A 25,611-nucleotide genomic window follows, 5' to 3' on the forward strand; every position below is an offset into this window, starting at 1 on the left:
AGGCTATGCCCTGAGCACGCCTCCAGTCTGCTTGCCGACATTCTCGACGACGCGCCTGGCCAACGCCTCGAAATCCTCGTCGGTCAGCGTCTTCTCGACCGGCTGGATCGACACTTCGATGGCGATGGACTTCTTGCCCTCGCCGAGCGCCGCACCTTCGAAAACATCAAAGACCGAGACGCCGGTGACCAGCTTCTTGTCCGCGGCGAGCGCCGCGCGTACCAGCGTGCCGGCCTCGACCGCCTTGTCGACGACGAAGGCGAAGTCGCGCTTCACCGCCTGGAAGGCGGAGAGATCCAGCCTGGGCTTGGTTTTCGTCGGCTTTGCCTTGGGCTCGGGCACGGCATCGACATACACTTCGAAGCCGCAGAGCGGGCCGGAGACGTCGAGCCCTTCCAGCGTTTTTGGATGAAATTCACCGAACGTGCCGAGCACCGTCTTCGGTCCGAGCTTGATCGTTCCGGAACGACCAGGATGGTACCAGGACGGGCCGCCGGCCTCGATCTGCAGCCGCTCGACCGGCGCGCCGCAGGCTTCGAGTGCGGCGATGGCATCAGCCTTGGCGTCGAACACGCCGACCGGACCGGAATTGCCAGCCCAGTTGCGGCCGGAACCGTCGAGCTTGGCGGTGCCGCGCCGCACGCCGGCGGCAACGCGCCGTTGCTGGTCGGCGCCGTCGCCCTCATAGGTGCCGGAGACCTCGAACAACGCCACGTCGCCAATGCCCTTGTCGGCATTGCGCTGGGCGGCTGCGATCAGGCCGGGCAGCAGCGAGGGCCGCATGTCGGACATGTCGGCGGCGATCGGGTTGGCGAGCTTGAGCGAAGCCTGCCCGCCGCCGAATAGTTCGGCGTGCCTGGCGGGGATGAACGACCAGGTGACTGCCTCCATCATGCCGCGCACGGCCAGCGCCCGCTTGGCCGCGCGGGTGCGGATCTGCAGCGTCGTCAGGATCTTGCCGTTGACCGCGTCATGCGCGCCGAGCGGCTGCGAAGCGATGTTGTCGACGCCGTGGATGCGCATCACCTCCTCGACCAGGTCGGCCTTGCCGTCGACATCGGGACGCCAGGACGGCACGGCGATTTCGACGACATCGCCCGAACCCTCAGGCTTGAAGCCGAGGCGCGTGAGAATATCGAGGCTTTCCGCCGTCGGCACTTCTATGCCGGTCAGCCGCTTCACTTCCGACAGTGGGAAGGAGACGATCTTGGGCTGATGGCCGGCATAGCCGGCCACCTCGATTTCCGTCGGCGTGCCGCCGCAGAAATCAAGCACCAGCCGGGTCGCAAGCTCAACGCCCGGCACCATGAATTCGGGGTCGACCCCGCGCTCGAAACGATAGCGGGCATCGGTGATGATGCCGAGCGCGCGCCCGGTGCGGGCCGTGGTGATCGGGTCCCAGAGTGCGGATTCGATCAGCACGTCGGTCGTGTTCTCGTCGCAGCCGGAACGCTCGCCGCCCATGATGCCGGCGATCGATTCCACCCCGTTGTCATCGGCGATGACGCACATCTCCGGCGTCAACGTGTATTCGCGGCCGTCGAGCGCCAGTACCTTTTCGCCATCCCTGGCGCGACGCACGACAAGATTGCCGGCGACCTTGCCGGCATCGAAGACATGCAGCGGCCTGCCACGATCGAAGGTGACGTAGTTGGTGATATCGACCAGCGCGCTGATGGGCCTCAGCCCAATGGCGATCAGCCGCTGCTGGAGCCATTTCGGGGACGGGCCGTTCTTGACGCCGCTGACCAGATTGAGCGCGAAGCCGGGGCAGAGTTCCGGCGCTTCGATCGTCACCTTGACGGGGCACATTCCATTGCCGACATGCGGCATGATCGCGCCGCCGACGAGGCGGCCGAGACCGCTCGCCGCGAGATCCCGGGCGATGCCGTAAACGCTGGTGGCATCAGGCCGGTTTGGCGTCAGATTGATCTCGATGACCGGATCGTCGAGATGCGCGTAAGCGGCGAAGCTGGTGCCGACCGGCGCATCTTCGGGCAGGTCGATGATGCCGTTGTGCTCGTCGGAAAGTTCCAGCTCGCGCTCGGAACACATCATGCCGTGGCTTTCGACGCCCCTGATCTTGCCAACCGTCAGCGTCACATCGATGCCGGGCACATAAGTGCCGGGCGCGGCGAAGGCGCCGATCATGCCCGCCCGCGCATTGGGTGCGCCACAGACGACCTGCACGGGCGGCTTGCCGTCGCCGGTGTCGACGGTCAGCACCCGCAGCCGGTCGGCGTCGGGATGCTGCACCGCCGTCAGCACCCTGGCGATGACGAAGGGCTTCAGGCTCGCCTTGTCGTCGACATGCTCGACCTCGAGGCCGATCGAGGTCAGCCGCTCGACGATCTCGCCGAGCGAGGCGTCGGTCTCGAGATGGTCCTTGAGCCAGGAGAGGGTGAATTTCATGATGCTGTTCCGTAATGTATCGCAGCAGGAATCGTCTTGACCGTCACGCGCTCAGGCCCCCGAACAAAGTCGGCATGTCGAGCGGCCGGAAGCCGTAATGCGACAGCCAGCGCACATCGGCATCGAAGAAGGCGCGCAGATCCGGCATGCCGTATTTCAGCATGGCGATGCGGTCGATGCCCATGCCCCAGGCAAAGCCCTGATATTCATCGGGATCGAGCCCGCCAGCGCGCAGAACGTTGGGGTGCACCATGCCGCAGCCAAGGATCTCCATCCAGTCGGAGCCTTCGCCGAAGCGCACCTCGCCTGGCCGCGAGCGGTCGCACTGGATATCGACCTCGAGGCTTGGCTCGGTGAACGGGAAGAAGGACGGCCGGAAGCGCATCTTGACCGACGGCACCTCGAAGAAGGCCTTGCAGAACTCTTCCAGCACCCACTTCATGTTGGCGACGTTGGCCGATTTGTCGATCACCAGCCCTTCGACCTGATGGAACATCGGCGAGTGGGTGGCGTCGGAATCCTGCCGGTAGGTCTTGCCCGGAATGACGATGCGGATCGGCGGCTTCTGCTTCTCCATGGTGCGGATCTGCACCGGCGAGGTGTGGGTGCGCAGAAGCTTGCGCTCGCCCTTCTCGTCCGGCTGGAAGAAGAAGGTGTCATGCATCTCGCGCGCCGGATGGCCTTCCGGGAAATTCAGCGCGGTGAAATTGTAATAGTCGGTCTCGATGTCGGGCCCTTCGGCGATGGCGAAGCCGAGATCGCCGAAGATCGCCGCGATCTCGTCGATGACCTGGCTGATCGGATGAATGCGGCCGCGCTCGGCCGGCGACTGCCGCACCGGCAGCGTCACGTCGACCTTCTCCGCGGCGAGGCGGGCAGTGATGGCAACATCCCTGAGTTCCGCCTTGCGCGCGGTGAGCGCATCGGTGACGCGGTTCTTGAGGCCGTTGATGGCGGGGCCTTTGACCTGGCGCTCCTCAGCGCTCATCGAGCCGAGCGTCTTCAGCATTTCCGAGATCGACCCCTTCTTGCCAAGGGCTGCCACGCGCACGGCTTCTATCGCGGCCTCGTCAGCAGCCGACGCTATGTCGGCGAGCAGCGAAGCTTCCAGGCTTTCAAGATTTCCAGCGGTGGCGTTCACGGCGAAACTCTCTCGATCGGGCAACCCACCATCACCGGGCGTGTCACCAATTTGGTTACATCAGGCATAAGAAAAACCCGCGCCAGCCGTGCCAGCGCGGGTTCCCCAAATCAGAATTTCGAATGCTTGGGAAGCGCTGGTCTTAGGCGACAGCGCTTTCAAAAGCATTCGGGGTGGTGTTCTTGAGGTACTCAAGAGCAACCTTGGCCTTGGCCACGAGCGCGGCGAAAGCCTGCGGCTCGTGGATGGCCATATCCGACAGGATCTTGCGATCGATCTCAATGCCAGCCTTGTTGAGGCCGTCGATGAAACGGCCATAGGTCAGGCCGTGCTCGTGCGTCGCGGCGTTGATGCGCTGGATCCACAGCGCGCGGAACGAGCGCTTGCGGTTCTTGCGGTCGCGATAGGCGTATTGCAGCGACTTTTCCACCGCCTGCTTGGCGATGCGGATGGTGTTCTTGCGGCGGCCGTAGAAGCCTTTCGCGGCTTTCAGGACCTTCTTGTGCTTGGCGTGCGAGGTGACGCCTCTTTTTACGCGTGCCATGTCATGATCTCCTTAAAAGCAATTCCAGGAAAAGTGCCTTGCGGTTTTCCGTTCGGAATTGCGTAAAACAAATTCGTGTTCGGCCGAATGCTCAGAGGCCGTTCGGCAGAAAATTCTTGATGACCTTCTTGCCGTCCGGTTCAGCCAGAACCATCGTGCCGCGGGCATTTCGAATGAACTTGTTGGAACGCTTGATCATGCCGTGACGCTTGCCGGCCGCAGCCGACAGGACTTTACCCGTACCGGTGATCTTGAACCGCTTCTTGGCGGCCGATTTGGTCTTCATCTTGGGCATTTTGCTACTCCGTATTGTGGCGCACCATCGCGCTTCTTGTTCGCTTCGGGCCGACCAAAGCCCGAAAAGCAAATGAAACCGCCACGGCATGCCCTGCCGGGCGGTTTTCTTGGAACGGCGGTCCTATACGTCAAAGCAGGCGACTGTGCAACACCCACCGCGCCGCGCTGTCGTAAGCACATGAGTTGTCCGGATTAGGTAGCACGTGAGTTGTCCGGTTTTATCGCCAGCGGATGGAGGCTGGGGATGAAGCGGACAGCATGGCTACAGGACCGGAGAATGCAAAAGTTTCGGGACGTATTGAGCCGCTGGAATGGTGGCGATCTTTCGATGATGGAGGCAGGGGAGTTGCTTGGCATGTCGGAGCGGCAATTCCGACGCTACCGCGACCGGTACGAAGAGGCTGGGGACGCAGGGTTGCTGGATCGGCGCTTGGGCAAGCTTTCGACGCGTCGGGTGCCGGCGGAAGCGATTGAGGAGATGCTGGAGCTTTACCGTCATCGCTACCTCGGCTGGAATGTGAAGCATTTCCACGAGCACCTGCTGCGCGATCACCATTTCAGCTGGGGCTACACCTTCATCAAGACGCAGCTCCACGCGGCGGGCCTTGTGGAACGGGCCAAGCGGCGCGGTGCTCACCGGCGCAAGCGGGAGAGGAAGCCTTGCGAGGGGATGATGCTGCATCAGGATGGCAGCCGTCATCGATGGCTGGCGGGTGAGCCGATGCTGGACCTGATCGTGACGATGGACGATGGACGATGCGACGAGCACGATCTATTCGGCCTTCCTGATCGAGGAGGAAGGCACGGCGTCGAGCTTTCAGGGCCTTCTGGAGACATTCGTCGCCAAGGGATTGCCATCGAGCCTCTACAGCGATCGCGGCAGCCACTATTTCGTGACGCTGAAGGCCGGCGAGGCGGTCGACAAAAGCCGGCTGACCCAGGTCGGCCGGGCGCTCGAGCGGCTGGGTATCGAACATATTCCAGCCTATTCCCCTGAAGCGCGAGGCCGCTCGGAGCGGATGTTCTCCACCTTGCAGGATCGGCTGCCGAGGGAGCTGGCGCTGGCCGGAATTGCCGACATCGAGGCCGCCAACCGGTTCATCGCACAGACCTACCTACCAGCTCACAATGCCCGCTTCGCCAGGCCGGCCGCGGTCGAGGACAGCGCCTTTGTCGCCGCAGACCCGCAACAACTGGCCCAGATCCTGTGCATCGAGGAGGAGCGCGTCGTTGCCCGCGACAACACACGGTCGCCTTCGCGCGGCTGCGATTGCAGCTGCCGCAGAGCCCGATCCGGCATCACTTCGTCAAAGCCACCGTCAAGGTCAGGCACTACCCGGATGGAACCCTGGCGATCTTTCACGGGCCGCGCCGCATCGCTCGCTACAGCTCTGACGGCGCCGCAATCGAAGACACTTGCCCCATCAGGCAAGCCGCGTGAACCGCTTCGACGCCAAAACAGAAGCGGACAGATCATGTGCTACCAAACCGGACAACTTGATTAGCTACCGACACACCCACCGCGCCGCGCGTTTCCCCGAACGCCCGGATGCGGCGCCCGGCCCTTCATCAGGGGAGCGTAAACAACACCGGCAACATACCCGACTGCTGGGCGCCGTCGATCAGTTCGAAGGCCGGCAGCGCGATGAGGAACACCAGGCCGTCGAGAAGCGTTGTCAACAGCAGGCGCGGCTTGAAGCTGCCGGTGTCGCCTTCCTGGTAAAGGGAAAGCTTCGGAAAGAAGCGCGGCACTCTTGCCAGATAGGCCTGATAGGGCTCGCCGAGCGCTTCCTTAAGGAATTTCTCCTCGCGCAGGATGACGATATGGAAGGCGCCCGCACACAGGACAGCGAACAGAATGATGCCGGAGAACGAGCCGATCTGCGCGCCGACGCCGGCCGCGGCCACAGTCGAGAACACATAGAGCGGGTTGCGGGTGATCGAATAAGGCCCGCCCGTCACAACTTCGGAAGATTTGCGCCCACCTATGTAGAGCGTCGACCAAAGGCGGCCGCAGATACCTAGGAAAATCAGCAGCACGCCGAACATCTCGATCGTTTCATGCATCGCCGTATCAGGCGGAAAGCTCGATTGCCCGAACAGCAGGGCTGCGAACAGCACCACCACGAGCACGGCAAGCACCAGCCTGCGCGTGCGCTGGTAGCTACCCAGCCCGTATTTGAGTTTTTTGTCCAAGGGAGGAATCCGATCGTCGAGAGCTTAGCCGGCGACCGCAGCTATGGCCGAGAAATGGGCGTCCCGCCGATCGCCGGGACGCCCTGTAGCACAATTCAGGCGGAATTGGAGCGCGTCGGTCGCGCTAACCTTATCGTGATCTAGCGCGGCGCCAGCACCATCATCATCTGGCGGCCTTCCAGCTTCGGCTCCGCTTCCACCTTGGCGATGGTAGCCACTTCCTCACGCACCTTGTTCAGAAGCTGCATGCCGAGCTCCATATGCGCCATCTCGCGGCCACGGAAGCGCAATGTCAGCTTGACCTTGTCGCCTTCCTCGAAGAAGCGGCGCACCGCCTTCATCTTGGTCTCGTAGTCGTGGCTGTCGATGTTCGGGCGCATCTTGATCTCCTTGATCTCGATGACCTTCTGGTTCTTGCGCGCCTCGGCCGCCTTCTTCTGGTTGGCGTATTTCAACTTGCCGAGATCGAGGATTTTTACGACGGGCGGCTGCGCGTTGGGCGATATCTCGACGAGATCGAGCCCTGCCTCTTCGGCGAGCAGCAATGCGTCGTTGATGGAAACATCGCCACGGTTCTGGCCTTCGGCGTCGATAAGCTGGACCCGGGGAACCCGGATGTCACGATTGGAGCGCGGCCCATCCTTGGTCGGCGCCGCTGCTTTGAAAGGTCTGCGAATGGTCGTGGTCTCCTTGGCCGTTTCGTTCTGGATTTGCAGGTCTTGATATGTGGACGCGCCAATGTGGGGAGCGCGCGGGCGGAGTCAATAGCACAGCATTGACAGAAAATCACCTGATCGCTGCCTGCACCAAACAAAGAAAGATGGCGAGCACTTTTCGCCACGCCACTGGCTGTGTCACAAGACCCTGCGCCGAAAGACGGCGCGAGGAAAAAGCCATGACTGCCCCTGTTTTTCTGGATGTCGACGGATCGAGCATCGCGGTGCGCCATATTGCGGGCGCGACGCCTGGCGTCGTCTGGCTCGGCGGCTACAAGTCGGACATGCTGGGCACGAAGGCTGAAACGCTTTCGGACTGGGCGGCAAAAGACGGCCGCGCCTTCCTGCGTCATGACTATTCCGGACACGGCGAATCCGGCGGCGCCTTTGCCGACGGCACGATCTCGAAATGGCTTTCGCAAAGCCTGGCCGTGTTCCGGCATTTCACCAGCGGCAGCCAGATCCTGGTCGGCTCGTCGATGGGCGCCTGGATCGCCCTGCGCATGGTGCAGGAATTGCGCAAGGCAGGCGACGCAAGCGTCGTCGGTCTGGTGCTTCTGGCGCCGGCGCCGGATTTTACCGCAGAACTGGTCGAACCGGTGCTGACCAAAGCGCAGAAGCGCGACCTTGCCAAAAAAGGCTTCTTCGAGGAGCCGTCGGACTATTCCACCGAGCCCTACATCTACACGCGCGCGCTGATCGAGGATGGGCGCGACAACCTGGTCATGACAGGCCCGCTCGACACGCACTGCCCCGTACACGTCTTGCAGGGCCTGGCCGATCGGGACGTGCCGTCGAGCCATGCGCTGAGGCTGGTCAGCCTGCTGCCGGCCGACGATGTCACGCTGTCGCTGATCCCCGACGGCGACCACCGGCTATCGCGGCCGCAGGATCTCGACATGCTGGTGCGGGCGGTCGGCGACATGGCCGCGCGGAGCAAGTGACGATGCGCCTTTCCATCCCGATCTCAGCCTTTGTCGCGGCCATCGTCGGTTTCGGCGGCACGCTGGCCATTGTCATTGCCGCCGCCCACGCGGTTGGCGCGACGCAAATCCAGACGGCGAGCTGGGTGACCACCATCTGCCTGGCGATGGCGGTCGAAAGCCTGTGGCTATCCTGGCGAACGAAAATGCCGGTCATCACCGCCTGGTCGACGCCGGGCCTGGCGCTGATGGCGGCGTCGAGCGGTTTTTCGATCGGCGAGGCCGTCGCCGCCTTCATCGTTACCGGCATTCTTTTGGTCGCCACCGGGCTGTTCCGGCCGCTGACGAAACTGATCTCGGGGATACCGCCCTCGGTCGCTTCAGGAATGCTGGCCGGCATTGTCGTCACCTTCGCGCTTAATGCGGTCAAAACTGTTCCCGCCGATCCCTGGCTGATCCTGCCGTTGATCGCCGCCTTCTTCGTCATCCGCCTGTTCAATCCGGCGCTGTCGGTGCTGGCAGTGCTGGTCGGCGGCGGTCTCGCCGCGTTTCTCACCGGCCGCATCGGCGGTTTGCCCACTCCTGAACTGTCGACGCTCACTCTGATCGCGCCTGTGTTCACCGCCAAGGCGATAATCGGCCTGGCAGTACCGCTCTACCTGGTCACCATGGCTTCGCAGAACCTGTCGGGCCTCGCCGTGCTGCGCGCCGCCGGCTACCACCCGGAACCCGGTCCGCTGATCGGCATCACCGGCCTGTTTTCGCTGCTTTCGGCGCCGTTCGGCGGCTCGACCACCAATCTGGCGGCAATTTCGGCGGCTATCTGCACCGGGCCCGACGTTCATCCAGACCCCACCGAGCGCTGGAAGACAGGGCCGTTCTATGCCCTTGCCTACCTGATCTTCGCGATTTTCGGCGCTTCTCTGGTGGCGATCTTCGCCGTCCTGCCGCAGAGCCTGATCGTGCTGGTTGCGGGTCTTGCGCTGATGGCCTCGCTGGCCAACGCGCTGGCGATCGCGCTCAAGGACGAAAGCGAGCGCATGGCCGCCACCGTCACTTTTGTCGTCACCGCCTCCGGGCTGACCTTGTTCGGCGTCGGCGCCGCATTCTGGGGACTGATTGCCGGGCTGGTCGTGCTTTTCCTCGATATGCTCAAAAAGCGATAATCATTTCAGCAGCTTGTCCGGTTTTAGCCGACATTGTCTTGAATCGCCGTTTTTGCCTTCCCATTTCGATTCCACGCAGCCGGTCCTGGCTGTCTCCAACCGAAGGAATGGGAGAAAATGAACACATCTGCATTGATCCGCCCGGCCTGGACGCCGGCAACCATCGCGTTGATGGTGATCGGCTTCATGGTGTTCTGGCCGCTCGGCTTTGCCATGCTCGCCTACATCATCTGGGGCGACCGGCTCGAGGGCTTCAAGCGTGACGTCAACCGCGCGACCGACGGCATCTTCGCCGGCTGCCGCCGCGGTTCCGACAAAGCCGCGCGCTGGGGCCACGGCTCCGCCCGGACCGGCAACGTCGCGTTTGACGACTGGCGCGAAAAGGAGCTTGAACGCCTGGCCGAGGAACGCCGCAAGCTCGACGATATGTTGACCGAGTTCGACGACTACGCCCGCGAATTGCGTCGCGCCAAGGATCAGGACGAGTTCGATCGCTTCATGGCGAACCGCAACAAGTCGACCGCTCCGGCAAAGAGCGACCCGAGCACAGACACGACCCCCACCAAGCGTGGCAAAGGCTCGAACCTGCTTGACGACTGAGGCCGAGCGACAGGCCCGATCGTGAAAAAACGGCGTCGCGCGAGCGGCGCCGTTTCTTTTTTGTTCTATTCGTTTTTCTCGAATCGCGTATCGTCCGGCCATGACCCTCGGATTCTTCCGCAATCTGACGAAGCCCAAGCCCACGCCTGTCGTGGAGCGAGAATACTGCGTTGCCGGCCGCACGCTGCCGCTCAAGATCATCGAGAGCGCCAGGGCGCGGCGTCTGACGCTGCGCATCGATTCCGGCGGCCAGGGCCTGCGTATCACCGTGCCGCCGGGCCTGCGCCGCGGCGAGGTGGAGCGGTTCCTCGATCGTCATCAGGACTGGCTGGAGCAGCGGCTGGCCAAGGTGCCAACGCGGCCGCAGGTACGGCCCGGCATCAAGATCCCCATACGCGGCGTGCCGCACCGCATCGTGCATGAGCCGTCAAGGCGCGGCACCGTCACCGTGTCGTGCGACGAACGCGGCCCGCTGCTGATCGTGCATGGCGAGCGCATCCACCTGCCGCGCCGCATCGCCGATTTTTTGAAGCGCGAGGCCAAGAAGGAGATCGAGAAGCTGGTGGCCAGGCACACCGAGGCGCTTGGCAAGCGCGCCAAGGCGATCCGCTACAAGGACACGTCCAGCCGCTGGGGCTCGTGCACTTCCGAAGGCAATTTGTCCTTTTCCTGGCGCATCATGATGGCGCCGCCACCCGTCATCAACTACCTCGTCGCGCATGAAGTAGCGCATCTGAAAGAGATGAACCACGGCCCGAAATTCTGGAAATTGTGCGAAAAGCTCTGTCCCGACACCGACCGCTGCAAGGACTGGCTGAAGCGCAATGGCGGCGCCCTGCAGGCGATCGTTTTCGAGTAGCGCAATCGCGAAGCGTCGCACGGTGCCTGAGGATAAGCTGTTGCGTGGTGATCCTTCACACCTCCTGTCGCGCCAGCGTTTACGTTCTTACTGGCCGCACGAACTCAATCGTCATTCGCGGCGTTTAGCTCTTCAGGCCGCAGCCCCTCTTCGCTATGATGCGGCCACGGTAAAAAATTCCGATCGAAGGCGTCGGTGTCGAAATAACCGAGCGCCCGATGCGCCTCGGCGCCGTTGAAGGCGGCCTTGTCCATCAAATGCGCGATCACCTCGCGCGCCTGCGCGATCTTCTGCCTGAGTTCGGCAACGGTTCTGTCAGTCATGATGTTCTCCCGCCTTGCATGCTTTCCCATGATAGGTAGCGCCTTTGGCCCTGCCGGCAAACAGCATGCTTTTTCTCGACTCTGCCTCGATTTCATGTCAATTCCCGCGCCATGGCACTCGACGTCAAAATCTGCGGCTTGAAGACCGACCAGGCAATGGCCGCGGCGCTGGTCGGCGGCGCCAGCCATGTCGGCTTCATTTTCTTTGCCAAGAGCCCGCGTTACATCGAACCGGCTGCAGCCGGGCGGTTGCGCGAAGCCGCGCGCGGCAAGGCTTTGGCGGTTGCCGTTACCGTCGACGCCAACGACACCTTCCTGGACGACATCATCGACAGCATGCGCCCGGACATGCTGCAGCTGCACGGCTCGGAAACGCCCGAACGGGTGGCCGAACTGAAAGCCCGCTATGACCTGCCGGTCATGAAGGCGCTGCCGCTCAGCGAAGCCGCCGATCTCGAGCGCATCAAACCGTTCGTCGGGGTCGCGGACCGGTTCCTGTTCGACGCCAAGCCGCCGAAGGGCTCCGAGTTGCCGGGCGGCAATGGCGTTGCGTTCGACTGGCGCATCCTGACCGGCCTTGACGCCGGGCTCGATTACATGCTTTCCGGTGGGCTCAACGCCGCCAATATCGGCGATGCCCTTCGGCTTGCCAGCCCGCCCGGAATTGATATTTCCTCCGGCGTGGAAAGCGCGCCGGGCATCAAGGATCCGGCGCTGATCGAGCAGTTTTTCCGGGCCGTCAAGGCAGCGCGAGACGACCGCGCCGCCTGACCGGCTCAAACCCGAGCATGTCCCGAAAGTGGAAAACGGTTTTCGACAGGACATGCTTAAGAAAATCGAGATGCCAGGAGATCGGCGATGAACAAGCCGGCGACACTCAATTCCTTCCGCACCGGACCCGACGAACAGGGCATGTTCGGCATTTTCGGCGGTCGTTTCGTGGCCGAAACGCTGATGCCGCTGATCCTCGACCTCGAACGGCACTGGAACGAGGTCAAGGACGATCCGGATTTCAGGGCCGAGCTCACCGACCTTTCGACCCACTATGCGGGGCGGCCGTCGAAACTCTATTTCGCCGATGGCCTGACGAAATATCTTCGTGAAGTTTCCTCGGCGAAGGGCCTCGGGGGCGGTGCAAAAGTCTATTTCAAGCGCGAGGACCTGAACCATACCGGTTCGCACAAGATCAACAATTGCCTCGGCCAGATCCTGCTGGCCAAGCGCATGGGCAAGACGCGCATCATCGCCGAGACCGGGGCCGGCCAGCACGGCGTGGCGTCGGCCACGGTCGCTGCCCGTTTCGGCTTTCCCTGCGTCGTCTACATGGGTGCCACGGACGTTGCCCGCCAAAGCCCCAATGTCTTTCGCATGAAGCTGCTTGGCGCCGAAGTGCGGCCGGTGACCGCTGGCCACGGCACGCTGAAGGACGCCATGAACGAGGCGCTGCGCGACTGGGTGACCAATGTCGAGGACACTTATTACCTGATCGGCACCGCCGCCGGCCCGCACCCCTATCCGGAGCTGGTGCGCGACTTCCAGTCGGTGATCGGTTCGGAGGCGCGCGCGCAGATCCTCGAGCAGGAAGGCCGGTTGCCCGACACCATCATCGCCGCCGTCGGCGGCGGCTCCAACGCCATCGGCCTGTTCCATCCGTTCCTCGACGACAAGGATGTCCGCATCATCGGCATCGAGGCCGGCGGGCGTGGCCTCGACGGCATCGAGCACTGCGCCTCGATGAACGCCGGCGCGCCGGGCGTGCTGCATGGCAACCGCACCTATCTCCTGCAAAATGCCGACGGCCAGATCATGGACGGCCATTCGATCTCGGCCGGCCTCGATTACCCCGGCGTCGGCCCGGAGCATTCCTGGCTGCGCGACTCTGGCCGCGTCGAATATGTGCCGATCCTCGACGATGAGGCGCTGGAGGCCTTCAAGCTGACCACACGCGTCGAAGGCATCATCCCGGCGCTCGAATCGGCGCACGCCATCGCACATGCGGTGAAGATCGTGCCCGCCATGGACACGGACCAGATCGTCATCGTCAACCTGTCCGGCCGCGGCGACAAGGACGTGCATACGGTGGCTTCGATGCTGGGCATGGAGATCTGATCATGGTGACCCGCATCGATCGCCGCATGGCAAAGCTCAAGAACGAAGGCCGCTCGGCGCTCGTCACCTATTTCATGGGCGGCGACCCGGACTATCAGACCTCGCTGTCGATCATGAAGGCGCTGCCAACGGCCGGCGCGGACATCATCGAACTCGGCATGCCGTTCTCCGATCCGATGGCCGATGGCCCGGCGATCCAGGCCGCGGGCTTGCGGGCGCTGAAAGGCGGCCAGACGCTGGTCAAGACGCTCAAGATGGCGGCTGACTTCCGCACCGGCGACAATGAGACGCCGATCGTTCTGATGGGCTACTACAACCCGATCTACATCTACGGCGTCGATCGCTTTCTCAAGGACGCATTGGCCAGCGGCATCGACGGGCTGATCGTCGTCGACCTGCCGCCTGAGATGGACGAGGAGCTGTGCATCCCGGCGCTGAAAGCCGGCATCAACTTCATCCGGCTGGCGACGCCGACCACCGACGACAAGCGCCTGCCCAAGGTGCTGCAGAACACGTCCGGCTTCGTCTATTACGTGTCGATGACCGGCATCACCGGTTCCGCGCTGGCCGACACCGGCAAGGTGGCTGCGGCGGTCAAGCGCATCAAGGGCCATACCGATCTGCCGGTCTGCGTCGGCTTCGGCGTCAAGACCGCCGAACAGGCGCGCGTCATCGGCGCCAATGCCGACGGCGTCGTCGTCGGCACCGCAATCGTCAATGCGGTCGCGAATGTGCTGGGGCCGAAGGGCGAAAAGACCGCCGACCCGGCCGAGGCCGTCGCCACGCTGGTCAGCGGCCTCGCGCAGGGCGTGCGGTCGGCCCGCCTTGCTGCCGCCGAATAGTTTTCCTACCTCAGGTCTTGTGCACGTCGCCATCCCGGGCGGCATGCGCTGGATCGGTTTGCCGTTTCACGGAAACGCCGAACCGCTCTATCTTTTTGCTTTATCGCAATTCCGGTCGGAAAACCGGTTCACACTTTTCCTGGAATTGCTCTAACTCTTCGTCAGGACAGGAGCCGAAGCGATGAACTGGATCACCAACTACGTTCGCCCGAAGATCAATTCGATGCTCGGCCGGCGCACCGACATGCCCGAGAACCTGTGGATCAAGGATCCCGAGACCGGGGAGATGGTGTTCCACAAGGATCTGGAATCCAACCAGTTCGTCATCCCGTCTTCGGGCCATCACATGAAGATCTCGGCCAAGGAGCGGCTGAAATACTTCCTCGACGACGGCAAATACGAACAGCTCGAAAATCCCAAGGTCATGCTGGACCCGCTGAAATTCCGCGACGAGAAGCGCTACACCGACCGGTTGAAGGACGCCAAGGCCAAGACCGGCCTGGAAGATGCCATCGTCAACGCGCTGGGCACCGTAGAAGGCCTGCCGGTGGTGGTGACGGTGCAGGATTTTGCCTTCATGGGCGGTTCGCTCGGCATGGCCGCGGGCGACGCCATCGTTCATGCCTTCGAGGTGGCCGTGCAGCGCAAGCGGCCGCTGATCCTGTTTGCCGCTTCCGGCGGCGCGCGCATGCAGGAAGGCATCCTGTCGCTGATGCAATTGCCGCGCACCACGGTTGGCGTCGACCGGCTGAAGGAAGCCGGCCTTCCCTACATCGTCGTGCTGACCAATCCGACGACCGGCGGCGTCACTGCCTCCTACGCCATGCTGGGCGACGTGCATATAGCCGAGCCCGGCGCACTGATCGGCTTCGCCGGACCGCGTGTCATCGAGCAGACCATCCGGGAAAAACTGCCGGACGGCTTCCAGCGCTCCGAATATCTGATGGAGCACGGCATGGTCGACATGGTGGTGTCGCGACTGGAGATGCGCCGGACCATCGCGCGGCTCTTGAAGATGCTGCTCAAGATGCCGGAAGAGCACAAGCCCCTGGAGCCGGAAATCCTGCCGCCGGCGGTGGTCGCGACGGAAGCACGGCCGCAGGCCTGACGCGACACTCTTTGCCGCGAACCGCGATTGCGCGCGATCCATCGCGCGCTTAGGACTCCTACATGACCACGCTTGCCGCCGACCGTGAAATCGAAGCGCTGATGGCGCTTCACCCGAAAGGCTTCGACCTTTCGCTCGACCGCATTTCACGACTGCTGGAGCGGCTGGGCAATCCTCAGGACTTGCTGCCGCCGGTGATCCACATCGCCGGTACCAACGGCAAGGGCTCTTGCGCCGCCTTCTCGCGAGCGCTTCTGGAAGCATCCGGCCGACTCGTGCACGTGCACACCTCGCCGCATCTGGTCAGCTGGCACGAGCGCTACCGGCTGGCGGCTGATGGCGGCGGCAGGCTGGTCGAGGACGATATCTTCGCCGAGGCCATCGCCCGCGTCGCCAAGGCCAATGGCGGCGAGAAGATCACCGTTTTCGAGATCCTCACCGCCGTCACCTTCATCCTGTTTTCGGAGCATCCGGCCGATGCCGCCATCATCGAGGTCGGTCTCGGCGGCCGCTTCGACGCCACCAATGTCATCGCCAGGCCGGCCGTCTCGGTGATCATGCCGGTGTCGATGGACCACGAAGCCTATCTCGGCGACCGCGTCGAACTGATCGCCGCCGAGAAGGCCGGCATCATCAAGCGCGGTTGCCCGGTGGTCATCGGCGCGCAGGAAACCGAGGCGGCGCAGCAGGTGCTGATCGAAACCGCCGAGCGGCTCGGCTGCCCGACCCTGGTCTATGGACAGGATTTCCTCGCCTTCGAGGAGAACGGCCGCATGGTCTATCAGGACGATGATGGCTTGATGGATCTGTCGCCGCCGCGGCTGCCCGGGCGCCACCAGTTCGCCAACGCGGCCGCCGCGATCGCCGCCGTCAAGGCAGCCGGCTTCGAGATCAGCCACCGTGCCGCCGAGAAGGCGATGACCACTGTCGCCTGGCCGGGGCGGATGCAGAAGCTGTCGCAAGGCAGGCTGACGGAACTGGCGCCCAAGGGCGCCGACATCTGGCTCGACGGCGGCCACAATCCGGGCGCCGGCGTGGTCGTCGCCGAGGCGCTGGCCGAGCAGGAAGAGAAGAACCCCAGGCCGCTTTTTCTCATCTCCGGCATGATCAACACCAAGGACCAGAGCGGCTATTTCCGCGCCTTCAATGGCCTCGCCCGGCACGTCTATACGGTGCCGGTGAGCCTGAGCGACGCCAGCGTGCCGAACGACGAACTGGCGGCCCGTGCCACCGAGGCCGGGCTGACGGCCGAGCCGGTGAGTTCCGTCGCCAGCGCGCTGATGTTGCTGCGCGACACCTGGGACGGCCCGCCGCCGCGCATCCTGATCGGCGGTTCGCTCTATCTGGCTGGAGCGGTGTTGGCGGAGAACGGCACGCCGCCGACGTGACATAGCGATAATCGGAAATCTATCCTACCCGCCCCCGGGAAACGATCTCGGCTTGGGAAAACGTCATGGCACAACATACCAAAGACGCTTCGCGTGAATCCGTTTCAACGCTAGAAATCCCACGGTGAGATCAGGTCGAGGTTGGCCGCGCCAAAGTCATTGAGGTTGCGCGTCGCCAGCCGACCACCGTTTAAACGCGCGATCGCGGCGATCATGCCATCGGGAGCCGACATTCCACGGCCCAGGCGGCTGGCGGTTCCCATGATCTCGCCGTAAGCCAGCGCAGCCTCTTCGGTCAGCCCAAAAATCCGGTCGGCGAAGCGACGGCGCCATTGAGAAAGCCCCTGCTCCAGGCGATCCGCGCGCTCATCAGGTCGGATTTTGTGAATGCCGAAAGCGATTTCAGCAATCGTCACCGTGGGCCAATTCAGCATCGTTGCGGACAAGCCAGGCGAGAACGGCTTCGTCCGGTGCCTTCTTGAGTGTCTCTGAAATCACATCGGTGTCGACGAAAATCAAAGCTCGGGTCCAGCATGAACCAGGCGGCCGTCGCGGATGATTTCCTTCAGATCGATATCGACGCCACAACTGGCCGTGAGGCGGGCGTAGAAGGTGGTGGCGGGCTCGCGTCCCGCCTCACGGATCTCGTACGATTCAAGCGCTCGCTCGACGACATCTGCTATCGAGCGATTTTCGCGACGAGCAAGTCTATGAGCCAGGTCGCGTGCTTTTGCGCTACGGACCGAGAGCTGAGGTTCGGCCATCTCAAACTCCGTTGTTGGAAGACATATATACCGGTTTCCGCTGCGGTATTCGAGGCGAACGCCGCTATTTCAGCTCGATCTCAATGAAGGCATATTCGCCCTCATTGGCGCTGATGACGTCGTGCTCGACGCCTTCCCTGCGGAAATAGGGCGCGCCTTTCTTCATTTCGGCGAAGGATTCGCCGTCCTTGGTCAGAAGCTTTACCTTGCCGTCCATCAGCGGCACGACAACATAGTCGTGGCCATGGCGGTGCCAGCCGGTGTTGTCGCCCGGCTGAAAGCGGTATTCCGTGACGATGACGCGCTCATTGTCGATGAAGACGGTGGCCTTGGCGGATCCGGTCATTTTTCCTCTCCCTGCATCTGCTTCCAGCAGAAGACATGGAGGCCCCGGACGTCAGGGCCAGAGCGGGCGACCAATGACGCCAACAAAAAGCCCGGCGCGATCGGCCGGGCTTGATGTCAGGAATTTCGGATTGATCAGGCGAGATTACCGTTGATCCAGTGCGACAGCGCGGTCTTGGGCGCGGCGCCAACCTTCACATCGGCTCTTTCGCCGCCCTTGAAGATCATCAGCGTCGGGATCGAGCGCACGCCGAATTCCGCTGCCAGTTCGGGATTCTCGTCGATGTTGAGCTTGGCGATCTTCACCTTGCTGCCGAGCTCATTGGCGATGTCTTCCAGCGCCGGCGCGATCATCTTGCAGGGACCGCACCATTCCGCCCAGAAATCCACCACGACCGGCTCCTTGGCGTCGAGCACAGCGGTCTGGAAATTGTTCTTGTCGACCTTGACGGTAGCCATGCGGAAATCCTTTCGAAATTTTTCGTCGCACCAAATGTGGTGGTTGCCGCGCCCTTCTTCAAGCAGTTCTTGTGTCACGCTCGCGTGAGTCGGGCAAGAGCGTCATCCATGGCCCGAGCCGGTAGTTCGATCAGCCGCGGCGCCTCCGTGAACAGCAAGGCCGCCGTGACTTCGCGGCCGGGATAGAGCGGCCGCAGCAAGGCGCGATAGAGCGCGAGCTGCAGCAGATAGGCGGGCGGAACCTCGCCCAGCGAGGCGGGCGCCGGCCGATTGGTCTTGTAATCGATGATGGATACGCGGTCCGGCGTCACCGCCAACCTGTCGATCTTGCCGGAAATCGAGCGTTTCGTGCCCTTGACGTCGAGGCTGCCCATGACCGCCACTTCGGCGCGCGAAGAGGGTCCGAAAAGCGGCGCGAAACGCGGATCGGCAAGGATCGCCATCACCGAGGCGACCGCCTTTTCGCACTCGCCGGCCGGCCATTGCGCGCCGGCGCGGGCGAGATAGCGTTCGGCTGCGCCCTGGCGTTCGTTTTGCGCCACGCCGGGCAGCATCTGCAGCAGTTTGTGAAGCGCCAGGCCTCGCATGACGGCGAAGCCGGGTTCGGCGTCGCCATCCAGCACTGGCGAGCCGGTGTCGATGACGCTTTCCTTGCCCTCGTCGATCAGGGCGGAGGCTCCGGATGGCGACAGCGGGCGCGGCAGGTCCTCGTATGGCGGCAGCGGCTTGAACAAGATTTCGGGCGGCGGCTCGAAGTCCCGCGTCTGCCTGGCTTCGCTCTCGGCGACCGGTGCAAACGGCGGCAATCCGGTCACCTGGAAGCGATGCACTGAGACGCCGCCGCCGGCCGGATGCGGATACTCGGCACTCTCCGGCGCCCCGACCAGGGCACGGCTGACGACCGAATGCCAGGTGCCGGTGTTCGGTGCGCGCTTGCCGTGATAACCGCAAACGATCAGCCTGTCCTCGGCCCGGGTCATGCCGACATAGAGCAGCCGCCGGTACTCGTCATCGGCGAGATCGCGCGCCCTTGCCGCGGCAGCCTTCGAAATGCCGTTGGCGACGTCGCTGGCCGAGCGCCAGAGAAAGCCCTTGCCGCTCCAGTTCAGCCCCGAACCCTCGAACGGCATCAGGCGCGGCAGGTGCTGATCGCTGAACGGAGCCGAACCGCCATCGACCAGGAAGACGACAGGCGCTTCGAGCCCCTTGGCTGCATGCACGGTCATGACGCGGACCTCGTCGCGGGTCTGGTCCATCTCGCGCTTGATTTCTGGGCCGGCGCTCTCCAGCGTCGACAGGAAGGCTTCCAGCCCGGGTAAGCCGGCCCGCTCCTCGGCAAGGCAGAAACTCAGGAATTCGTCGAGAATGTCGCCGGCCTCCGGCCCGAGCCGCGCAACCATCTTGCGGCGCACGCCACCGCGTGCCAGCAGGCCGGCATAGAATTCGAACACCGGCTTGAAGACGGCCTCGTTGGCCCAGATGTCGAGTTGAGCGGCGACCGCCGCGAGCGCTTCGCTTTGGCTGGCATGCTGGCGCAGGGACCCGGCCAGCGACAGGCCGGATGGTCTTTGCGCGGCCAGTGTGAAAAGCGTCTCTTCCGACAGATCGAAGATCGGGCTCCGCAGCACGGCGGCGAGCGACAGATCGTCCTGCGGCTGGATCAGGAAATGGCCGAGCGCGATCAGGTCCTTGACCGCGATGTGGCCGGGCAGGCTCAACCGGTCGGCGCCGGCGACCGGGATGTCACGACGTTTCAGGGCACGCGTCAGAGCATGGACGAAGCGATCGCGCTTGCGCACCAGCACCAGCACGTCGCCAGGGCGCAGCTTCTTGCCGCGGCCTTCGATGACCTCGCCATTGCCGATCCAGCCGGCAATGGTGGCGGCGACGTTTTCGGCAACCCGAACCGCCGGCGCGCGGGCATGGTCGACTGCCTGGGTCCAGTCGTCCGGCTCGTCGACGACGTCGGCGCCGATGGATGGCCAGACCTCGACATAGCCCGGCGCATCGGTGCGTATCGCCTTGTGGCTCAGCGGATCGGGGTCATGGCTGATGCCACGCCGCACGACCGGATCGGCGAAGACGCGGTCGACGGCGGCCAGAACATCGTCGGTCGAGCGGAACGACCAGGTGAGCTTCAGATCGGCGAAGGGCGCATCGGCGTCGCGCACCTTGCTTGCGAACAGGAGCCTGCTGTCGGCGAAGGAATCCGGCGCCGCTCCCTGGAAGGAATAGATCGACTGTTTTTCGTCGCCGACAGCGAAGATCGTCCGATGCGCGGTGTCGCGGGCGCCGATGCCGGCAAAGAATTCCTCGGCCAGCCGCTTCACCACCTCCCATTGGTCGGGGCTGGTGTCCTGCGCCTCGTCGAGCAGGATATGGTCGATGCCCTGGTCGAGCTTGTATTGCACCCACGGGCCGGCATCGGGCCTGGCCAGGAGACTGACGGTGCGGGTGATCAGGTCGTTGAAGTCGAGGAACCCGCGGCCACGCTTCAACTGCTCGTAGCGGGCGACCAGCCAGTCGGCCAGCGTCAGCGCGGCGCGCGTGCCCTCCAGCATCCGGAACAGGGCGAGCCGGTCGACCGTCTCGACGATTGCGGTGGTCGCCGAGAGATAGCGCTCCGCCAGGTCCGGCAGCCGGTCGAGCAGCGCCTTCTTGAAGGCCTTGGCTGGATCGTAGACGTCGCCGTCGGCCTTCAGGAAAGCCCGCGAAAGCAGCTGCAGGCGGCGCACGGGGTCGGTTTCCGCGAAAGCCAGGCGCGCATGAGGCAAGATGTTGTTGAGCACCGTCCTGGCGTCGGCGGCCTCCGCCGCCTGGGCGAAGCCGGCAAAATAATCCGGCAGGAAGCCGGGCAGCGGCCAGATGGCGGCCGCTATGCCTTCGGCGGTCTGGCCGGGGCGGAATTGGAATTCGTCGAACAGCGTCTGGAAGTTCGGGCCGCCTCGATCGATTTCACCGATGAAGGCGCCCAGTTCGTCGCGCTTGCGGACGATCTCACCCAGCAAGGCGTCGAGCCCGGCCTCGCCACCGCGCTCGAGCACGGCGGCGAAAGCTTCGGCGAGGTCCGGCCGATCCGCCGCGCTGCCCGAAATCATTTCACGGCGCGCGGCGGCGAACAACGATGCCTCCATCTGCGGGTCGAGCATCTCGAAATGCGCGGGGATGTTGGCTTCCAGCGGGAACTGGTGCAGCACCGATTCGCAGAAGGCATGAATGGTCTGGATCTTCAGGCCGCCGGGCGTTTCCAGCGCCTCGGCAAACAGGCGGCGGGCGCGGCGCATGGTTTCGCGGTCGGGCCGGCGGCCATCGAGCGCCTCGACCCTCACCGCCAATTCGGCATCGCCGAGCGCGGTCCATTCCGACAATGTCGAGAAAACCCGGTTCGACATGTTGGCGGCGGCGGCGCGCGTATAGGTCAGGCACAGTATCTTCGACGGATCGGTGCCGCGAAGCAGGAGCCGGATGACGCGCTGGGCCAGCACATGGGTCTTGCCGGACCCGGCATTGGCCGACACCCAGGCGGAATTCCTCGGATCCGAGGCGCTGGCCTGCCTAGCGGCGGTTTCGCCGGGGATGGGATAGGCTTTCTTCATGCCTCCCCTCCCTCATCGTCCGCATCGCCGCCCGCCGACCATTCGAGCACGCGGGCGAGATGGTCGTAGTCGCCGTCGGTCTCGCCTTCGCGGAACGGCAGTGCCCGCGACAGATAGCCGGCCGCCGGATCGGCATAGTGGATGAGCAATTTCTCCAGCCGCGCCCAGGCCTCCTCGGCGAGGTCCGTGGCGGTGCGTGGCTGCCGGTTGTATTCGAGGATCGATTCCTCGAAAACCTCGCCATTCGGCTTCAGCCTGACGAAAGCCAATTGCGAGGGCTCGCGCGCGCCGAGTTCCTGGAAAGCGCCGCGCCTGAGCAACGCGCCCTCCAGCGCCAGTTGCGGCGACAGCAGCGTGTGCGCCTGGGCCTTGGAAGGCGAGGAGCCGGTCTTGTAGTCCAATATGTCGGCCATGCCGCCATGGAGAAGATCGACCCGGTCGGCATAGCCCGACAGGGTGATCCCGGATTGGCCGACCATGGTCTTGCCCGCTCGCGCCTCGGCGTGGCGCCGGGCCACGGCCCCAGCGCGGCCGCGTTCCCATTCGATGATGCTGGCGGCGAGTTTTTCGAAACGCGGCCACCAGACCGCCTCGACATCGGCGGGAAGTGCTGCCTCGGCGAAGCAGGTCCGGCCGGCGGCGAGCAGGCCGGCCAGCGCATCGGGAGCACGCGGATCGGCCACGCTGCCCGAGAACAGATGCAGGATGGCGTGGAACAGCGTGCCGCGCTCGGCCGCACCCGGGTCGCGGATGACCGGGTCGAGCGGCAGCAGGCCGAGGACGCGCCTGGCATAGACGGCGTAGGGATCGCGACGCAGCGTCTCGATCTCGGTGACCGAGAAATGGGTTGGACGCAGCGCGACCGGAGGCTTCGGCTGCGGGCGCGGCGCGAAATCCCGCCGCGGGCCGGTATCGAGCGCGCGCGCCCAGGCGATGAGCTCGTCGCCGCGTTCGGCAAGCCTGGCTGCCTGGTCCTTGCCGATATAAGTGAGAATGCGCTGCAGCCAGCGCGAGGGCACGGCGGGCGCGTCACCGGCGCGTGCGGAGCGCGACAGCACCACCTTCGCCGCCCCCATGGCCATCTGGAAATCATGCGCGGCAAGCCCAATGCGCCGTTCGGGCGGCTCCAGGTCGATGCCTGTCTTCATCAGCCGCGACATGAAGCGGTCGCTTTCGGGTTTGCGCGGCCACACGCCTTCGTTCATGCCGCCGATGACCAACGTGTCGACATTCTGCAAGCGGGCTTCCAGCGCCCCCCAGATGGCAACGTTCCTGTCTGTGCCTTGCGCCGGCTTGACCGTCTCGGGCGCGATCAGCGCGTCCATGACGTCGGGCCATTCGTCGGCGGCAAACGACAGCGGCACGGGCGCCGCGACCAGTCCACGCAACAGGTCGGCGAGCTTCTCGCCGGCATCGCCGGCATAGAGCGCGCCAAGCCCGCCATCGGCCGCACGGCCGAGATTTTCCAGCACCACGACGCTGGCCCCGACCAGCGCCACAAGACCGGCGTCGGCCTGACCGCGAAAGGCGGCAAGCGGCGCCAGCGCTTCGTTGAGACGTCCGAGCAAATTCCGCGCGCCTTCGATGGCGCGCACGGTCAGCCGGGTAAACCAGAAAGGCCGCCTGCTGTCGGCGCCGAGGTCAACCAAGCGGGCTTCGAACAGGTCCGGCAGCGACGCGATGTCGGGGCGGCCGGTGCCGCCGCGCAGCGCCACCAGCTCGATCAGTTCCGCCGCATGGCGAACGCTCGTCCGGTCCAGGCCAAGGGCAAGCAGGGGATGCTTGAGCAACGACAGCAGGCCGACGGGGTCACCGGGGCGGAACACCGCCTGCAACGCCAGCCCAAGCAGGCCGGCGGCGGGCGTGTTGGAAAGCGGCACACCGCCGGAATCGTCGGCGACGACGCCGAAGCGGGCGAGTTCGACCGAGACGCGGCGCGCCAGCGCCCGGTCGCCGGTAACGAGAGCCGCCCTTTGGCCGGGCTGCTCGACCGCGCGCTTGAGCGCGACGGCGATCGCCACGGCTTCATCGCGTTCGCCGGCCGCCTCCAGCAGGCTCACGCCGGAAAACGCCTGCTCGATGTCGGAGGCGGAAAAGCCGCTGCGCGTCTCGGCCCACAATTCGGTGGTCTCGGCCGGCCGCAGCGCTTCGCCGACGAGGGCGGCGCGAAGCGCGAGTTCATGTCCGGCCGCGCCTATCTCCTCGACATCGCCGCGCAGCACCCCGATGGTGCCGATCAGCTTGGCGAGGCCGTATTGCGGATGGCCGAGCACGGCCGGACGTGCGCCCGGCGCCGTGATGGCCTGGAAGGACGGCTCATCCATCGTCCGGTCGAGGCCTGGCAGCACGATGGCTCCGCCCGCCAAGCGGGCGATGGCGGCCAGCAGCTCTGCCGTGGCGGGGATGGAGCCCGTGGAACCGGCGGCGATAACCGGCCCGGCGGGCGGATTGCGCCGCAACCGCGCCGCTTCCAGCCGGAGCAGGGCGCTGCGATGCGCGGCCGGGTTGGAGAGGTTCCGTTCCCCAAGGAATTTCGGCCAGGCTTCGGTGACGATGCCGAGGAAATCGAGCGTGACCTGCCACCATCCCGCGAGATTGCCGCTCACCAGATCGGCGAGCCGCGTCCAGTCCGTGCCTTCCGTCTCGATCTCATCCATAAGCCGGGCGAGATCGCGCGCCAGCCAGATCGCATCGGCGGCGGAGGCCGGAATGACGATCTCCTCGTCGAAAAGCGCCGCCACATGCGCCGGCAGCCGGCGTTTCCAGGCACGCACCAACGGCGCCAGCAGCAACAGGCGTTCGGTCGCCGCGATCGGCGGCGCGAGGTCGATGGCCGCCGACGCTTCCGTCTCGAACGCGGCCTCGTCCTCATCGAACTCGCCGAGCGGCCGGATGACTGGCAGAATCGCCGAACCGCCGCCGCCCCTCGCCGACAGGCTGTCGACGAAGACGCCACGCAAGGCGCGCGCGGCGCGGCGCGTCGGCACATAGATGATGACATCGGCCAAGGCGAGCGGGTCGCCATCGAAGCGAAAGCCCGGAACAAGACGCCCGGCCAGCAGCGCCTCGGCAAGCGTCGGCAGAAACGGCGCACCGGGCGGAATGGAGAAAACGCGGCCCGGGCCGCTCATTGCAACTCGGCTAGCGCGTCGGCGACCGCCGCTTCCGCGCTCGCAATAGCGTCAGGCGTGCCGACGGTGATCCAATGGCCATGCATCGGCATGCCGGACAGCCGGCCGGCGGCGATCGCCTTGTCGAAGTAGGCGTTAAGCGAATGAGGTTCCGGCAGGGCACCCTTGAAGATGCGCGGATGGACGATCGCCGCCCCGGCATAGATCAGGCCCGCCGGATCGCCCTTGGAACGCCGCAGGGTGCCGTCCGGCGCCACCAGGAAATCGGTGCTGCCGCAGTGTCCGGTCGCCTGATGGAGATCCGCCAGCATCAGCAGAATATCCATTTTCGCGGCGTCCCATGCAAGGGCGAGACGGTTGAGATTGGGCGTTCCTTGGTCGATCCAGAAGGTGTCGGCGTTGAGGATGTAGAAGGGCTGTTGGCCGAGCTCCGGCAGCGCCTTGACGATGCCGCCGGCGGAATCGAGCAACCGCTCGCTCTCGTCCGAAATGACGATCCGCGGCGCATGGCGCGCGCCGAGATGAGCGACGATCTGTTCGGGAAGATAGTGCACGTTGACGACGGCCTTGCCGATGCCGGCCGCGGCGAGACTGTCGAGGCCCCAGTCGAGCAGCGTCTTGCCGGCGATCCTGACCAGCGGCTTGGGGATCGTGTCGGTGATCGGCCGCATGCGCTTGCCGAGCCCTGCGGC

General features: G+C 64.5%; 23 protein-coding genes and 2 pseudogenes. 11 read left to right on the plus strand and 14 right to left on the minus strand.

Annotation, left to right across the window (positions count from 1 at the left end; translation table 11 throughout):
• Window positions 1-3: 3 nt before the first annotated feature.
• The 4 genes from pheT to rpmI all read right to left on the minus strand — a co-directional run bounded on the left by pheT (window position 4) and on the right by rpmI (window position 4,392).
• Entirely contained in the window at window positions 4-2,412 is a 2,409-nt protein-coding gene (gene pheT, locus FJ972_RS01800; RefSeq protein ID WP_140517764.1) for a phenylalanine--tRNA ligase subunit beta, read from the minus strand.
• Window positions 2,413-2,455: 43 nt separating this feature from the next.
• The gene (pheS, locus tag FJ972_RS01805; RefSeq protein ID WP_140491135.1) at window positions 2,456-3,553 is read right to left on the minus strand and encodes a phenylalanine--tRNA ligase subunit alpha; all 1,098 of its coding nucleotides are present in this window, start codon (window positions 3,551-3,553) and stop codon (window positions 2,456-2,458) included.
• 142 nt (window positions 3,554-3,695) lie between these two features.
• The gene (gene rplT / locus FJ972_RS01810) at window positions 3,696-4,097 is read right to left on the minus strand and encodes a 50S ribosomal protein L20 (protein ID WP_006201247.1); all 402 of its coding nucleotides are present in this window, start codon (window positions 4,095-4,097) and stop codon (window positions 3,696-3,698) included.
• 91 nt (window positions 4,098-4,188) lie between these two features.
• Window positions 4,189-4,392 (minus strand): 50S ribosomal protein L35, encoded by a 204-nt coding sequence (gene rpmI, locus FJ972_RS01815; protein ID WP_006201248.1) that lies wholly within the window; start codon window positions 4,390-4,392, stop codon window positions 4,189-4,191.
• A gap of 357 nt (window positions 4,393-4,749) precedes the next feature.
• Here rpmI and FJ972_RS30325 point away from each other — a divergent pair.
• A pseudogene (locus FJ972_RS30325) lies at window positions 4,750-4,803 on the plus strand (hypothetical protein); the annotation flags it as partial.
• Window positions 4,804-5,143: 340 nt separating this feature from the next.
• Window positions 5,144-5,899: a hypothetical protein gene (locus FJ972_RS01825; protein ID WP_226880484.1), complete on the plus strand. Its 756-nt coding sequence runs from the start codon at window positions 5,144-5,146 to the stop codon at window positions 5,897-5,899.
• A 64-nt stretch (window positions 5,900-5,963) separates the two neighbouring features.
• Here the strand turns inward: FJ972_RS01825 and FJ972_RS01830 are convergent, their stop codons facing one another.
• Together FJ972_RS01830 and infC are read right to left on the minus strand one after the other, a co-directional pair.
• Entirely contained in the window at window positions 5,964-6,590 is a 627-nt protein-coding gene (locus tag FJ972_RS01830; protein WP_140524075.1) for a methyltransferase family protein, read from the minus strand.
• 140 nt (window positions 6,591-6,730) lie between these two features.
• Window positions 6,731-7,267: a translation initiation factor IF-3 gene (infC, locus tag FJ972_RS01835; protein WP_140491142.1), complete on the minus strand. Its 537-nt coding sequence runs from the start codon at window positions 7,265-7,267 to the stop codon at window positions 6,731-6,733.
• A gap of 218 nt (window positions 7,268-7,485) precedes the next feature.
• Between infC and FJ972_RS01840 the strand changes: the two genes are divergently transcribed.
• From FJ972_RS01840 to FJ972_RS01855, 4 genes are all read left to right on the plus strand, one after another.
• On the plus strand, window positions 7,486-8,250 hold the full coding sequence (locus tag FJ972_RS01840) for an alpha/beta hydrolase (RefSeq protein WP_140524076.1): 765 nt from the start codon (window positions 7,486-7,488) through the stop codon (window positions 8,248-8,250).
• Between the two features lie 2 nt (window positions 8,251-8,252).
• Window positions 8,253-9,395 (plus strand): benzoate/H(+) symporter BenE family transporter, encoded by a 1,143-nt coding sequence (locus tag FJ972_RS01845; RefSeq protein ID WP_140524078.1) that lies wholly within the window; start codon window positions 8,253-8,255, stop codon window positions 9,393-9,395.
• Between the two features lie 117 nt (window positions 9,396-9,512).
• Window positions 9,513-9,995 carry a DUF2852 domain-containing protein gene (locus FJ972_RS01850; protein ID WP_140524080.1) on the plus strand — a complete coding sequence of 161 codons (483 nt, stop codon included), beginning with the start codon at window positions 9,513-9,515 and terminating at the stop codon, window positions 9,993-9,995.
• Window positions 9,996-10,095: 100 nt separating this feature from the next.
• Entirely contained in the window at window positions 10,096-10,854 is a 759-nt protein-coding gene (locus tag FJ972_RS01855) for a M48 family metallopeptidase (protein ID WP_140524081.1), read from the plus strand.
• Window positions 10,855-10,958: 104 nt separating this feature from the next.
• On the opposite strand, the gene FJ972_RS01860 is transcribed toward FJ972_RS01855, so the two are convergent.
• Complete coding sequence (locus FJ972_RS01860; protein ID WP_140524083.1) at window positions 10,959-11,177, minus strand: hypothetical protein; 219 nt, start codon at window positions 11,175-11,177, stop codon at window positions 10,959-10,961.
• Window positions 11,178-11,288: 111 nt separating this feature from the next.
• Between FJ972_RS01860 and FJ972_RS01865 the strand changes: the two genes are divergently transcribed.
• The 5 genes from FJ972_RS01865 to FJ972_RS01885 all read left to right on the plus strand — a co-directional run bounded on the left by FJ972_RS01865 (window position 11,289) and on the right by FJ972_RS01885 (window position 16,624).
• Entirely contained in the window at window positions 11,289-11,948 is a 660-nt protein-coding gene (locus tag FJ972_RS01865) for a phosphoribosylanthranilate isomerase (protein ID WP_140524085.1), read from the plus strand.
• An 87-nt stretch (window positions 11,949-12,035) separates the two neighbouring features.
• On the plus strand, window positions 12,036-13,286 hold the full coding sequence (gene trpB / locus FJ972_RS01870; RefSeq protein WP_140524086.1) for a tryptophan synthase subunit beta: 1,251 nt from the start codon (window positions 12,036-12,038) through the stop codon (window positions 13,284-13,286).
• 2 nt (window positions 13,287-13,288) lie between these two features.
• Entirely contained in the window at window positions 13,289-14,128 is an 840-nt protein-coding gene (gene trpA, locus FJ972_RS01875) for a tryptophan synthase subunit alpha (RefSeq protein WP_140524088.1), read from the plus strand.
• Between the two features lie 181 nt (window positions 14,129-14,309).
• Entirely contained in the window at window positions 14,310-15,236 is a 927-nt protein-coding gene (accD, locus tag FJ972_RS01880; protein ID WP_140491161.1) for an acetyl-CoA carboxylase, carboxyltransferase subunit beta, read from the plus strand.
• A gap of 62 nt (window positions 15,237-15,298) precedes the next feature.
• Complete coding sequence (locus tag FJ972_RS01885; protein ID WP_140524090.1) at window positions 15,299-16,624, plus strand: bifunctional folylpolyglutamate synthase/dihydrofolate synthase; 1,326 nt, start codon at window positions 15,299-15,301, stop codon at window positions 16,622-16,624.
• A gap of 110 nt (window positions 16,625-16,734) precedes the next feature.
• On the opposite strand, the pseudogene FJ972_RS01890 reads toward FJ972_RS01885, so the two are convergent.
• The 7 genes and pseudogenes from FJ972_RS01890 to FJ972_RS01920 form a co-directional block, all read right to left on the minus strand.
• A pseudogene (locus FJ972_RS01890) lies at window positions 16,735-17,143 on the minus strand (PIN domain-containing protein).
• Entirely contained in the window at window positions 17,140-17,388 is a 249-nt protein-coding gene (locus tag FJ972_RS01895) for a type II toxin-antitoxin system VapB family antitoxin (protein ID WP_140524091.1), read from the minus strand. The pseudogene FJ972_RS01890 and the gene FJ972_RS01895 overlap by 4 nt, the downstream one beginning before the upstream one ends.
• Window positions 17,389-17,452: 64 nt before the next feature.
• Window positions 17,453-17,734, minus strand: coding sequence for a cupin domain-containing protein (locus FJ972_RS01900; RefSeq protein WP_140524093.1), 282 nt, complete (start codon window positions 17,732-17,734; stop codon window positions 17,453-17,455).
• Window positions 17,735-17,868: 134 nt separating this feature from the next.
• Window positions 17,869-18,192, minus strand: coding sequence for a thioredoxin (gene trxA, locus FJ972_RS01905; RefSeq protein ID WP_140491167.1), 324 nt, complete (start codon window positions 18,190-18,192; stop codon window positions 17,869-17,871).
• A 74-nt stretch (window positions 18,193-18,266) separates the two neighbouring features.
• Window positions 18,267-21,788: a double-strand break repair helicase AddA gene (addA, locus tag FJ972_RS01910; protein ID WP_140524095.1), complete on the minus strand. Its 3,522-nt coding sequence runs from the start codon at window positions 21,786-21,788 to the stop codon at window positions 18,267-18,269.
• Window positions 21,785-24,919 carry a double-strand break repair protein AddB gene (gene addB / locus FJ972_RS01915; RefSeq protein ID WP_140524096.1) on the minus strand — a complete coding sequence of 1,045 codons (3,135 nt, stop codon included), beginning with the start codon at window positions 24,917-24,919 and terminating at the stop codon, window positions 21,785-21,787. Before addB ends, addA begins: the two co-directional genes overlap by 4 nt.
• On the minus strand, window positions 24,916-25,590 hold the full coding sequence (locus tag FJ972_RS01920; RefSeq protein WP_246674109.1) for a nucleotidyltransferase family protein: 675 nt from the start codon (window positions 25,588-25,590) through the stop codon (window positions 24,916-24,918). The genes addB and FJ972_RS01920 overlap by 4 nt, the downstream gene beginning before the upstream one ends.
• Window positions 25,591-25,611 lie beyond the last annotated feature (21 nt).

The sequence above is a fragment of the Mesorhizobium sp. B2-1-1 genome, assembly GCF_006442975.2.
Taxonomy (GTDB): domain Bacteria; phylum Pseudomonadota; class Alphaproteobacteria; order Rhizobiales; family Rhizobiaceae; genus Mesorhizobium.